The sequence below is a fragment of the Aestuariibaculum suncheonense genome, assembly GCF_014596935.1.
In the GTDB taxonomy this organism is placed as follows: Bacteria; Bacteroidota; Bacteroidia; order Flavobacteriales; family Flavobacteriaceae; genus Aestuariibaculum; species Aestuariibaculum suncheonense.
Genome location: NZ_JACVXC010000002.1, coordinates 633,002 through 645,368, shown reverse-complemented (window position 1 = coordinate 645,368; position 12,367 = coordinate 633,002). Strand labels below are relative to the sequence as shown.

General features: G+C 34.7%; 10 protein-coding genes. 7 read left to right on the top strand and 3 right to left on the bottom strand.

The features are described 5' to 3' along the window. Window positions 1-543: 543 nt before the first annotated feature. The 5 genes from ICJ84_RS08295 (at window position 544) to ICJ84_RS08275 (ending at window position 6,929) form a co-directional block, all read left to right on the top strand. Complete coding sequence (locus tag ICJ84_RS08295) at window positions 544-1,128, top strand: YceI family protein (protein ID WP_188215904.1); 585 nt, start codon at window positions 544-546, stop codon at window positions 1,126-1,128. 40 nt (window positions 1,129-1,168) lie between these two features. After that, on the top strand, window positions 1,169-2,443 hold the full coding sequence (locus ICJ84_RS08290; RefSeq protein WP_188215903.1) for a hypothetical protein: 1,275 nt from the start codon (window positions 1,169-1,171) through the stop codon (window positions 2,441-2,443). A gap of 135 nt (window positions 2,444-2,578) precedes the next feature. Beyond that, window positions 2,579-3,154: a YceI family protein gene (locus ICJ84_RS08285; RefSeq protein ID WP_188215902.1), complete on the top strand. Its 576-nt coding sequence runs from the start codon at window positions 2,579-2,581 to the stop codon at window positions 3,152-3,154. 186 nt (window positions 3,155-3,340) lie between these two features. Further along, window positions 3,341-5,449, top strand: coding sequence for a glycoside hydrolase family 2 protein (locus ICJ84_RS08280; RefSeq protein WP_241748724.1), 2,109 nt, complete (start codon window positions 3,341-3,343; stop codon window positions 5,447-5,449). A 49-nt stretch (window positions 5,450-5,498) separates the two neighbouring features. Continuing rightward, on the top strand, window positions 5,499-6,929 hold the full coding sequence (locus ICJ84_RS08275) for an alpha-L-fucosidase (RefSeq protein WP_188215900.1): 1,431 nt from the start codon (window positions 5,499-5,501) through the stop codon (window positions 6,927-6,929). A gap of 51 nt (window positions 6,930-6,980) precedes the next feature. Here ICJ84_RS08275 and ICJ84_RS08270 read toward each other — a convergent pair whose 3' ends face one another. Continuing rightward, on the bottom strand, window positions 6,981-7,445 hold the full coding sequence (locus ICJ84_RS08270) for an Lrp/AsnC family transcriptional regulator (protein ID WP_188215899.1): 465 nt from the start codon (window positions 7,443-7,445) through the stop codon (window positions 6,981-6,983). A gap of 167 nt (window positions 7,446-7,612) precedes the next feature. Here ICJ84_RS08270 and ICJ84_RS08265 point away from each other — a divergent pair, with 167 nt between their 5' ends. Together ICJ84_RS08265 and kbl are read left to right on the top strand one after the other, a co-directional pair. Beyond that, window positions 7,613-8,569, top strand: a complete 957-nt coding sequence (locus tag ICJ84_RS08265; RefSeq protein WP_188215898.1) for an NAD-dependent epimerase/dehydratase family protein — start codon at window positions 7,613-7,615, stop codon at window positions 8,567-8,569. 13 nt (window positions 8,570-8,582) lie between these two features. Then, a complete protein-coding gene (kbl, locus tag ICJ84_RS08260; RefSeq protein WP_188215897.1) occupies window positions 8,583-9,773 on the top strand; it encodes a glycine C-acetyltransferase in 1,191 nt (396 codons plus the stop codon). A 107-nt stretch (window positions 9,774-9,880) separates the two neighbouring features. Here the strand turns inward: kbl and cydB are convergent, their stop codons facing one another. Both cydB and ICJ84_RS08250 read right to left on the bottom strand, forming a co-directional pair. Next, window positions 9,881-10,957 carry a cytochrome d ubiquinol oxidase subunit II gene (cydB, locus tag ICJ84_RS08255; protein ID WP_188215896.1) on the bottom strand — a complete coding sequence of 359 codons (1,077 nt, stop codon included), beginning with the start codon at window positions 10,955-10,957 and terminating at the stop codon, window positions 9,881-9,883. Between the two features lie 2 nt (window positions 10,958-10,959). Next, window positions 10,960-12,291, bottom strand: coding sequence for a cytochrome ubiquinol oxidase subunit I (locus ICJ84_RS08250; RefSeq protein WP_188215895.1), 1,332 nt, complete (start codon window positions 12,289-12,291; stop codon window positions 10,960-10,962). Window positions 12,292-12,367 lie beyond the last annotated feature (76 nt).

Sequence of the window (12,367 nt, the reverse complement as noted above, 5' to 3'; positions counted from 1 at the left end):
ATGTATTTAATAAAATAGTCTTTCACCTTTTTCTTTCCATTTTCGTTTTTTAACGCCTCAAGTAAATCTAGATTGGTTTTTAAAAATATTTTTTAAGGTAAACTTATCTAGTTTAAGAAATTTGAAGAGGTTAAATTAGAAACACCTTTGGTCTCGTAATTTTGACTGATGATGTACGATCTTTTTTATGATTAATTGAGTTTGGTTTATATAGTAAAATTATGGTGTTATTATGAATAATATCAAATCTTAATAATTGAATTTTTAGATTAGATTTTATAAATCTGTAATAAGCAAAGTGCATTTTCTATTTTCAATTTTAAGATTCTGTAAAAGTAAAATACAAAAATCTTTAGAAATTTAGCAAAATGTACTTTGGCGCTTGTAATATTTTTACTAATATTATGTTGTTGTTTATCAGTTATTTAAGTTGTTTATAGTAGTGCTTGTTTAAGTTTGTTTAACCGAAACATGATAAAAATCATAGTTTCAAAATTGAAGTGCAATGTATCTTTGTAGTATAATTTAAAACATAAAAAAGAGATGAGTAAATATAGAAATTTAGGCGTTAAAATGTTGGGCTTAACAGTTATATTATTTATTAGTTTAAGTCAAGTTCAGGCTCAAGAATATAACTTAGTAAATAAAGAATCTTCATTAAAAGTTTACGGAACTTCAAGTTTACATGATTGGCATATTGATGCCGAAAATCAATCTGGTAAAATAAAGTTTTCGAGTACAGAATCCTGTGCAATCGATCAGTTGACGTTGGATGTTGTAACCGAAAGTTTAAAAAGTGGGAAATCAGGTATGGATAAGAACACTTATAAAGCTTTAAATACCAGTAAATACAAATCTATAGCTTTTAAATTAACAAAAGTTAATAACGTAACAGATAAAGGATCTGGGGTTTACGAGGTGAAAGCAAATGGCGATTTATCCATAGCTGGAACTACTAAAAATGTTCCTATGAATTTTAAAGTAACTATTAACGGCTCTAAAATTGCTTTAGAAGGGGAAAAGGCTTTTAAAATGACCGATTTTAAAGTTGATCCTCCCACAGCGATGTTCGGAACCATAACCACAGGCGATGAAGTAACAGTAAAATTTTCAACCATATTTAAATAAATCAATTTAAAACACTTAACAACTTAAACAATTAGAAATCATGAGATCAATTTTAAAAAATGCAATTTTAGGTTTAGCTATGTTGGCGGGACTTAGTTTCTATGCACAAAATAACAGAAGTTTAGATAATTACAGGCAACCAGACAAAAATGGAGTGAATGTATTTGAAGCACCGAAAGATACCGTTTCAACGTTTGATGGTGTTAAAGTACGAATTGGAGGGGCTTCTACATTGCAGTTCCAAGCTTTAGACCATGAGAATTCTGGAGCTGTAGATTTAAAAGAAATAGGAAGTAACTTTAATTTAGCTACCGCAAACTTAGATTTAGATGTCGCTTTAGCCGATGGTATTCGTATGCATTTAAGAACGTACTTATCATCTCGTCATCACCCAGAACCATATGTAAAAGGTGGGTATTTTCAAATCGACAAATTAGACTTCATTAGTGAGGGATTCTTAAGCGAATTTATGAAGCATACGACTATTAAAATAGGTCATATGGAAAATAACTATGGAGATACACATTTTAGAAGAACTGATAATGCACAAGCTATTTATAATCCATTTGTTGGTAACTTAATTATGGATGCCTTTACAACTGAAGTAGGTGCTGAAGTTTATTACAGATGTGATAGCGGATTATTTGGAATGGTTGGTTTCTCTAATGGGAAGTTGAATCAGGATGTTGTTTCTAGTGATGGAACAACGGGTGGAGCTGCCTTTTTAGCGAAATTAGGTTATGATAAACAATTAGATCAGGATTTAAGAGTTAGATTATCTGGATCTTTATATAATACTGGATATGTGAAAAGTAATTATTTATATACTGCAGATAGAGCAGGATCTAGATACTATTTTGTGATGGAAGGTGTGGATGCATCAGCTAAAGGGAATTTTAGATCAGGACGTTTTGATCCAGGATTTAAAAACCAAATAACAGCTGTAATGTTTAACCCATTTGTTAAGTACAAAGGATTAGAATTTTTTGGAACTGTTGAAATGACATCAGGTAGAGCGTTGAGTGAAACAGATAGAAGAAACACTAATCAATTTGCTGGAGAGTTAATCTATCGATTCGGACAAGATGAGAATTTTTATCTAGGTGGACGATATAACACTGTTGATGCTGAATTAGCAGGTGGAGATGATGTAAACTTAGATAGATTTCAGTTAGGCGCTGGTTGGTTTATGACTAAAAATATTCTTTTAAAAGCTGAATATGTAAATCAAACTTACGATGGTTATGCAACCGATAATATCTTAGAAGATGGTAAGTTTAATGGTTTAATGATGGAAGCGGTTATTAGCTTCTAAAATTATAGGAAGTAATTAATAGCAAAGTATTCAAGTCTCTAAAGTGTTGTTAAATAGTTAAACTATATAAATAACTAAATACTTTAGAGACTTGTTTATTATCTTTATACAGGAATAAATAAAGTTTATAGAAAAATGAGAAGAGTTGTGTTTGTAGTGTTTATACTGGCAGCATTAGCTTTTACAAAAACGGATACTGCAGTAAATACCACGTCGGTTGTCGTGTCTTCAAAAAGTACACTTGTAGTTAAAGGAACCACAAATGTGAATGCCTTTAGCTGTGTTTTTGATTCCAAACGATTAAAAAATCCTATATCTGTTACTTATTTTTCTAATGGCCAAAAATTAAAATTTAAAGAAACCGCTTTAGTTTTAGATAATGGTTGTTTCGATTGTGGAGGGAAAGGGATTAATCGTGATTTTCAGAAAATTTTAAAGTCAGAAACCTACCCTCAAATTAAATTAATTCTAAAAGAAACCAGTAGTTTAGAAGATAAAAGTGATGTTCAAACACTTGTTGATGTGGAAATTGCTGGAATAAAAAAAGAGTATAAAATACCGGTTACTGTGAGAAATAATGGAACCACATTAATCAACGGTGGATTAAAGGTTTGTTTGAGTGATTATAATTTAGAACAACCCAAAAAAATGTTTGGACTCATTACGGTTGATGATGAAATTCATATAGACTTTAATTTGGTTGTTGAATAACCAACGTTTTTTTTATAAAAGATAAAAAGGCTTCACAAATGACTATGAAGCCTTTTTTATGCGGTAATATTTCGTTATGATTAAAAATTACACCATGTCTGAAAGATAAGCCCTCATTAATAATTTATAAAAAGACTTTTTTTGTATTTAGCTTGATTTCCCCAAATGAATAAAAAAAATAGAAAATTGAAATTAGGAATTATATTGTTGAGTTTTGTGATAACACAATTTGGGTTTTCACAAACTGGTCGTAAAGTAGAAGCGTTTAACGACGGTTGGCAATTTAAAAAAGGACCATTTCCTGAAAATGAACTCATCTTTATGCAGGACTGGGATAAAAAGTGGACAGAAGTAACGATTCCGCATACCTGGAATGCTAAAGATATGCAGGTCGATTATGGTAATTTTTATGAAGGCGATGCCTATTATAAAAAGACTTTTTTGGTTGAAGAATCCTTGAAAGATCAACGCTTATTTTTAAAGTTTGAGGGTGTAGGTCAGGTTGCCGATTTTTATATTAATGGTGTTTTTGTTGGAAATCACAAAGGAGGATATTCGGCGTTTTCATTTGAGATTACTAAAGCTGTAAATTTTGGTAAGGAGAACGAATTTTTACTAAAAGTAAATAATGAAGCGCGTAAAGATGTTATTCCTGTAAATCATAATTTATTTGGAGTTTATGGCGGAATCCATCGTTCAGTTTGGTTAATAAGTACCAATCAAGTCAATATCGATGTTACCGATTATGCCTCCAATGGTGTTTATATCTCTCAGGAATTAATAGATAACAAAAAGGTGAATGTATCAGTTAACGTGAAACTGTCAAGTAAGCTTAAAGACATTCAACAGATTAATTTAGAATGTAAAATTTATAATCAAGAGGGAAAATTGGTTGCTCAGAAAAGCAATCCAGTTTCAGTAAGACCACAGGGTGTTCATGAGTTTACAACTTCTTTCATACTTAATAAACCACATTTATGGCAAGGACGAAAAGACCCTTATTTATACAAAGTGGTAACTACCCTTAAAGATGGGAATAATATTCTAGACGAAATTATTCAGCCTCTCGGAGTTAGAAAAGTCGAAGTCTTGGCTGATAAAGGCGTATTCTTGAATGGAGAAAAGTACCCGATGTATGGAGTTTGTCGTCATCAGGATTGGTGGGGAATTGGTAATGCTTTAGAACAAGAACACCACGATACCGATTTAGATATGATTATGGAAATGGGCGTAACAACGGTACGCTTGGCACACTACCAACAATCAGACTATTTCTATTCCAAATGCGATAGTTTAGGCTTATTAGTTTGGGCCGAAGTCCCTTTTGTTAACCGTGTTACTGGCGAAGAAGGTGCCAATGCCAAATTGCAATTAAAAGAACTTATTCGTCAAAATTACAATCATCCGTCAATTTATGTATGGGGGCTTCATAATGAAGTCTATAAGCCACACGATTATACGGCACAGCTAACCAAAGAAATGCACGATCTCGCTAAAGGGGAAGATCCAGGCAGATATACGGTGGCTGTTAATGGCTATGGACATATGGAGCATCCGGTGAATTTGAATGCCGATATTCAGGGTATGAATAGATACTATGGTTGGTACGAAGGGAAAATTGGCGATTTGGAAACATGGGCAAAAGGTTTGAAAGCCGATTATCCGGAGTATAAAATCATGTTAACGGAATATGGAGCAGGTGGAAACCCGAATCATCAAACCGAATTTATTGAAAATACCTGGGAATACTGGAAGCCTTTTTATCCGGAAACGTATCAGACAAAAACCCATGAAATTCAGTGGGGAATTATCAAAAATAATCCGAATATACTCAGTTCTTATTTATGGAATATGTTCGATTTTTGCGTGCCAAAATGGAATAATGGTGGTATTGAAGCCCGTAATCATAAAGGTTTAGTCACTTTCGATAGAACGATTAAAAAGGATGCGTTTTACTGGTATAAAGCCAACTGGAGTCAAGAACCGATTTTGTATATTACAGAAAGACGTATGGTAGACCGCGAAAAACAACAAACCAATATTAAGGTTTATTCTAACCTTGGAGAACCAAGGGTGTTTTTAAATGGTATTGAATTAGAAAGACCAAAAATGGGAACTACAGAGGTGCATTACATTTTTGAAAATGTAAACTTAGTACAAGGAGAGAATAGTGTTAAAGCGGTTGTTGTAAAAGAAGGGAAGGCATTTGAAGATATTATCAAATGGAATTTTAGGTCAGAAAAAACAAAAGATTTTAAAATGAAAGAGAGTACTAAAGTTCATGCTGGATTTTAGTGTTTTATTAAGAAAAAACAATACTACCAGAATAAAGAATATTTAATAAATGAAAAAAATATTATTAACCTGTCTTATTTTTATAATAGGAGTTACAGGACAATTACATGCTCAGGAGGAGTCGGAAAAAGAGGTGAAATACGGACAAATAACCGAATTGCCACGTCAGGATGACGCCATGAAAAAATGGCGTTCAAATCGTTTCGGACAATTCATTCACTGGGGGCTTTATGCTATTCCCGGAGGCGTTTGGAAGGGGAAAACGTATGAATATGCAGCCGAGTTTTTAAAGAGTTCTGCAGGTATTAGTACTGCTACATGGGATTCTTTACAGTATCAATTTAATCCAATAAAATTTAATGCTATGGCCTGGGCTAAAATGGCTAAAGCTATGGGGGTAAAGTATGCAACGATTACAACCAAGCATCATGAAGGGTTTTGTTTATGGCCTAGTGAATATACAGATTTCGATATTGAAAATACGCCTTATGGGAAAGATTTATTAGGGGAATTTATTGAAGCTTACAATGCCGAAGGTATTGATGTGAGTTTGTACTATTCTGTTTTAGACTGGCATCATCCAGACTGGCGTTATAAATTAAATTCTGAAGAAGATAAAGAAGCTTTTGAACGCTTAAAAATATTTACCAAAAATCAATTACTTGAGCTATTAGACCGTTACCCTACTGTTAAAGGTCTTTGGTTTGATGGAACTTGGGATCAGTGCTGGAAAGATAATGGCCAATTTTCTTATGAATTGGAAAAGAAACTGAAAGAAAAGCATCCGGGGTTAGTAGTTAATAGCCGCATGCGAGCAGATGAGTATGGTAGTCGTCATTTTGATTCGAACGGCGTATTGATGGGTGATTATGAGTCGGGTTATGAACGCCGTTTGCCTAATCCGTGGGATATTGAGGTAACTAAAAACGACTGGGAATGTTGTATGACTATTCCGGAGAACCAATGGGGTTATCATAAAGACTGGACTTTAACACACATTAAAACAGCTAACGAACTTATTGAAATGTTGGTGCAATGCACCTCTCAAAATGGTAATTTTCTATTGAATTTTGGTCCGACAGGTGAAGGAGATTTTAGAGAAGAAGAAGTGAAATTGGCAAAAGAAATTGGAGATTGGATGGATGACAATAGTTCTGCGATTTATAACTGTGGTTACGCTGGTTTAAAAAAACAAGGCTGGGGGTATTTTACTCAAAACAATGATTCTGAAACAACAATTAATATGGTGGTGTTTAATAAGCCGATTAATGGTAAATATCGCGTAAAGTTGAATAAAGGCAGTGTGATTAAAAAGGCGTATTTGTTATCTAAACCGGATAAAGCTCTAGATTTAGAAGAAATTTCGAATGGAGAATATTTTATTGAAGCAAAAAAGGTAAAAACTAAAGATCCTTTTGTGATTATTATAGAACTTGAAAATAAAGATTCTAAGAAGTTTCATCAAAAAGCGTTGACTTAAAAGTGAAAAATTGACAGCAAAAAGCCTTTGGACTGAGACCAAAGGCTTTTTTTATATCACAAATTCAGTAGATTGCTTGATTTCCTTTAATACAAAATAGCTCTCCAATACCCCGATATTCGAAATGTTCGAGAGCTTTACTCTCACAAAATCATGGTAATCATCTAAGCTAGTCATATTTATTTTTAAGAAGAAATCGACCTTTCCAGCCATATGGAAGCATTCCTGTACTTCTCGAAGTTCTTTAATTTGCTCTTCAAATTTATCAATAAACCCCTCGTTATGGTAACGAAGTGATACCATGCAAATAACGGTTACCGGATAGTTTAAAAGTTTCTTGTCTAATATCGCGACGTACTTTTTTATATAGCCATCGTTCTCCAAACGTTTTATGCGTTCGTAAACCGGAGAAATTGTCATATTTAAAGAGGCTGCAATTTCTTTGGTGGTCTTTTTTGAATCGTTTTGTAAGATTTTTAGAATTGTTAAATCTATATTGTCCAGTTTTTCTACCATAAGATGAAGTTATTTTTTCTTCAAATAAAGATAAATAATTATTTAAAAGGAATATTTTCTTTAAAAATTAATTTTTAAAAGTTTAATTACTTAATATATGTGTTTGAAAAGTGAATTTGTTTTTTGAATCGGCGTAATTCGTAATTTTATACTTTACAATTTAAGGTATGCAAAACGAAAAAATATTAGTTACAGGTGCTGGTGGCCAATTAGGTTCTGTGTTGGTTGAGGCCCTTAAAAATAAGTTTGGAGAAGAAGCTGTTATCGCTTCAGATTTGAACGAAATTAAAAATTATCAAGGTATTTACGAGCAATTAGATGTGACTGATAAAGCGCATCTGGAGGCTATTGTGAAAACATATAAAGTAACACAGATTTACCATTTAGCAGCTATATTATCTGCCAGAGGTGAGCAAAATCCATTGCAAACCTGGGAGATTAATATGAAAACTTTATTTAATGTTCTGGAAGTATCGGTTGCCGAAAAAGTGGGCAAAGTATTTTACCCAAGCTCAATTGCGGTGTATGGCGATATGGCACCTAAAATGGATACGGCACAGAGTGATTTTTTAAATCCGTCAACCGTTTATGGTATAAGTAAAGCTTCAGGTGAAAACTGGGCACAATACTATTTCTTAAAATATGGTTTAGATGTGCGCTCGTTGCGTTATCCAGGGGTTATTGGTTATCAATCTTTACCAGGCGGAGGAACTACTGATTATGCTGTAGAAATCTATCATAAAGCGATTAAGGAAGAAGATTTTGAATGTTATTTGAAAGCTGATGCCATGTTGCCAATGATTTATATGGATGATACCATCCGTGCTACTTTAGAACTTATGGATGCTCCAAAAGAGGCGATTACAGTAAGAACTTCGTATAATTTACAAGGAATGAGTTTTACTCCGGAAGAAATTACTGCGTCTATTCAAAAATATTATCCTAATTTTAAGGTGACTTATAATCCGGATTTCAGACAAAACATTGCTGAAAACTGGCCGTCATCAATTGACGATTGTCAGGCAAGACAAGACTGGGGTTGGGCACCGAAATACGATTTAGATGCCATGACCCAAGACATGCTTAAACACTTAAAAGAACAATACAATTTAGTAACTCAATAAAAATTTACACACTATGTACGGAGCAGTTAAACAACAGCTTGAAAACGAGTTAAACGACATAAAAGAATCTGGACTTTATAAAAAGGAACGTATCATTACGACGCCTCAAGGTGCAGAGATTAATACGACCGCAGGTAATGAAGTTTTAAATTTTTGTGCAAACAATTATTTAGGATTGTCTTCGCATCCCGATGTTGTAGAGGCTGGGATTGAAGCTATGAGAACGCACGGATTTGGTTTATCTTCTGTGCGTTTTATTTGCGGCACACAGGATATTCATAAAGAATTAGAGCAAAAAACAGCCGAATTCTTAGGGATGGAAGACTGTATACTTTATGCGGCGGCTTTTGATGCTAATGGTGGTGTTTTCGAACCGATTTTAGGTCCTGAAGATGCGATTATCTCAGATGAATTAAACCACGCATCTATTATAGATGGTATTCGTTTATGTAAAGCAGGACGTTACCGTTATTCTCACAACAACATGGAATCTTTAGAGGAGCAATTAAAAGCGGCTTCTGGAGCAAGAAGAAAGCTTATTGTGACTGATGGTGTGTTCTCTATGGATGGAACCATCGCGCAGTTAGATAAAATCTGTGATTTAGCCGATAAATATGAGGCTATGGTCATGGTTGATGAATGTCACGCTACCGGATTCGTTGGTAAAACAGGTCGTGGAACACATGAGTACCGAAACGTTATGGGACGTATCGATATCATTACGGGTACCTACGGAAAAGCTTTAGGTGGTGCTTCTGGTGGATTTACTGCTGCTAAAAAAGAAATCGTTGAGATGTTAAGACAAAAATCACGTCCTTATTTATTCTCAAATACCTTAGCGCCTGCTATTGCAGGAGCTTCGATTGCGGTTTTAGATAAATTAAAAACATCAACCGATTTAATTGAAAAAGTTCAGGATAACGCGAAACGTTTCAGAACTAAAATGACTGAAGCTGGTTTCGATATTATTCCAGGAGAACACCCTATTGTTCCTGTGATGTTATACGATGCTAAATTAGCTCAGGAGTTTGCCGCCAGATTACTTGATGAAGGTATTTATGTGATTGCCTTTTTCTATCCGGTAGTACCAAAGGAAAAAGCGAGAATTCGTGTGCAGCTTTCAGCAGCTCACGAAACACATCATGTTGATAAAGCGGTTGAAGCCTTCACTAAAGTAGGTAAAGCTTTAGGGGTTGTTAAATAACAAAACAGCATGTAATTAAAAGAAAACCTCGACATAAAAGTGTCGAGGTTTTCTTTTAAATTTAAAATGGAATCAAGAGAAAATGATCTTAATTTAAATAGATCATATTAGTGTTCTCCGTAGCCTACATCATCCATTTTTCCTTTAAATACTTTATACTGAATGGTAAAGTAAACAGCTACCAGAATTACTGCAATAACAAACCAGTTTACCCCAACCGAAAGGCCGTATGCATCGGCAGCCATATTGTAAATGGTTAGATCAGGGTTCGTTGTATTTGTAGATGGTAATAACTTTGGGAAAATAGAAGCCACTGTTGAGCTGATACCTCCAAATAAAAACAGTGACGAAAACAAAAATGCCGTACCGTCCTTTTTGAATGTTCTCACCTTAAATAATCCGAATAATCCCGTAAAGGTAATGATAGGGAAAATCCATAGCCATGGTGTTTTTATAAAGTTGTGAAAGGGTTTCGGTTCGATAATATGCCAGATGAAAAGGGATAGAACAACCAAAGCAAGCAACCCAAAATTCAGTTTAAATATGATGTTTTTTAGTTTTGAATTTAATTCTGAATTGGTTTTGTAAATAATCCAGTTCGCCCCGTGAATGGTTAAGGCGATAACGCCAATAATTCCTAATAAAATGGTAAACCAGTCAATAATACCTAAATGTTCGGCTTTAGGGCTAAATGTGGGATTCCAAAGCGGTAAAAAGAAATAATGCGGTTCGTGTGCTGAAACGCCATCAGTCACCATCCCTAAGTTAACGCCACGCACCACGTTTCCTAAGGCAATACCGAAGAATAGCGCTAGAAGTAAACTTGCTATTCCGAAGGCTTTATCCCAAATGGTTTCCCAAATTTTGTTGTGTATTTGTCCGCGTAATTCTAAACCAATGGCTCTAAAAATGAGTAGCCATAAAATCATAATTAACGGCAAGTAAAACCCGCTAAAGGACGCTGCGTAAAGTGTAGGGAAGGCAAAAAATAAAACGCCACCAGCAGCAATAAGCCAAACCTCGTTGGCATCCCAGAATGGCCCAATGGAGTTTGTGATGGCTTTTTTATCTTTTTCGGTTTTAGCAAAGAATAAATGTACAATGCCTGCTCCAAAATCGTAACCATCTAAAATAACATAAACGGTTAGCATGCACATTAAAACGATATACCAGAATAATTCCATAGTTAGTGTTTTGTAGTTTGTGGGCCTTTGTAAATAATTTTTCCGACAAGGATTAAAAAGAGTAGACCTAATAAAAGATACAATCCAATAAATCCGAGTAAGGTGAATAAGGTGTTTCCAGATGAAACGGTAGGCGAGATACCTTCGGTGGTTCGCAGTAAATTATAAACCAACCACGGCTGACGACCTAGTTCGGCAGTGTACCAACCTGTCGTGTTTGCGATATAAGGGAGTGGTACCATGAACAGTAACGCCCATAAAATCCATTTAGTTGTGAACAGTTTTTTTCGGAATAACTGAATAGCCGCTAAAAGCATTAACCCAATAAAAATGGTGCCCAGCCCCACCATAATGTGATACGCATAATACAAGCCTGGAATATTGGTCGGGTAGGTGTTGGGTTCAAACTCATTTAAACCTTTTATTTCGGCATCCCAATCTTGATACGTTAAAAAGCTTAGAATGTTAGGAACCGCTATTTTATTGTCTAATTTCTTTTCTAGGATGTTTGGCTGACCAATTAAAACAATTTCGCTACCACCTTCTTCAGTTTCAAAAATACCTTCCATAGCTGCAAAGGTTACGGGTTGATGTTTTACAACGTTTTTAGCCACTAAATCGCCCGTAGGGAAAGCAACTAAAACACTTGAAACCAAACCAAAAATGACACCGGTTTTAAGAAATAGTTTTCCGAAGTCGCTATGTTTATTATTCAACAGATAAAAAGCACCAACAGCCGAGACTACAAAAGCGGCGGTAATAATGGATGCTAATTGATTATGTAAATAAGATGGCAGTAACCAAGGATTTGAAAACAGGGCACCAAAATTATTAAGAACAAACTTTCCATTTTCTAAAATTTCATAACCTACCGGATGTTGCATCCACGAATGTGTGGCTATAATTAAATAGCCACTGGCCCAGGACCCTAAAAAGACTAAAAATCCGGTGATAAAATGGAGTTTGTGCCCAAGAAGTTTTTCACCAAAAAGGAAAAGACCTAAAAACGAGGATTCCAGAAAAAAGGAGAACATACCTTCCATAGCCAGTGTCTGACCAATGATGCCTCCAGTGAGTTCGGAGAACTTCGCCCAATTGGTTCCGAATTGAAATTCCATGGGGATGCCAGTCACCACTCCCATGGCAAAGTTAATCGCGAATATTTTCATCCAGAACTTTGCGGCTTCATTATATTTTTCGATTTGTGTTCTTAAAAATTTCCACTTAAACCAGACAATCATTAAAGACAATCCCATGGTTAATTGCGGAAACAAGTAGTGAAAGGTAATGGTGAATGCAAATTGCATTCTATCATAGAAAAGCATGTCTTCCATAGGGGGTAGGTTTGATTCCTAACAAAAATACGGCACAGAAAATTAAATCTCCTTGAAACACATAAAAAAAGCTTCC

Excerpts from the sequence above, each read along its gene's own strand:
- ICJ84_RS08275 (WP_188215900.1), top strand. The coding sequence starts at position 5,499 with ATGAAAAAAATATTATTAACCTGTCTTATTTTTATAATAGGAGTTACA.
- ICJ84_RS08290 (WP_188215903.1), top strand. The coding sequence starts at position 1,169 with ATGAGATCAATTTTAAAAAATGCAATTTTAGGTTTAGCTATGTTGGCG.
- kbl (WP_188215897.1), top strand. The coding sequence starts at position 8,583 with ATGTACGGAGCAGTTAAACAACAGCTTGAAAACGAGTTAAACGACATA.
- ICJ84_RS08295 (WP_188215904.1), top strand. The coding sequence starts at position 544 with ATGAGTAAATATAGAAATTTAGGCGTTAAAATGTTGGGCTTAACAGTT.
- ICJ84_RS08285 (WP_188215902.1), top strand. The coding sequence starts at position 2,579 with ATGAGAAGAGTTGTGTTTGTAGTGTTTATACTGGCAGCATTAGCTTTT.
- cydB (WP_188215896.1), bottom strand. The coding sequence starts at position 10,957 with ATGGAATTATTCTGGTATATCGTTTTAATGTGCATGCTAACCGTTTAT.
- ICJ84_RS08250 (WP_188215895.1), bottom strand. The coding sequence starts at position 12,291 with ATGGAAGACATGCTTTTCTATGATAGAATGCAATTTGCATTCACCATT.
- ICJ84_RS08270 (WP_188215899.1), bottom strand. The coding sequence starts at position 7,445 with ATGGTAGAAAAACTGGACAATATAGATTTAACAATTCTAAAAATCTTA.
- ICJ84_RS08265 (WP_188215898.1), top strand. The coding sequence starts at position 7,613 with ATGCAAAACGAAAAAATATTAGTTACAGGTGCTGGTGGCCAATTAGGT.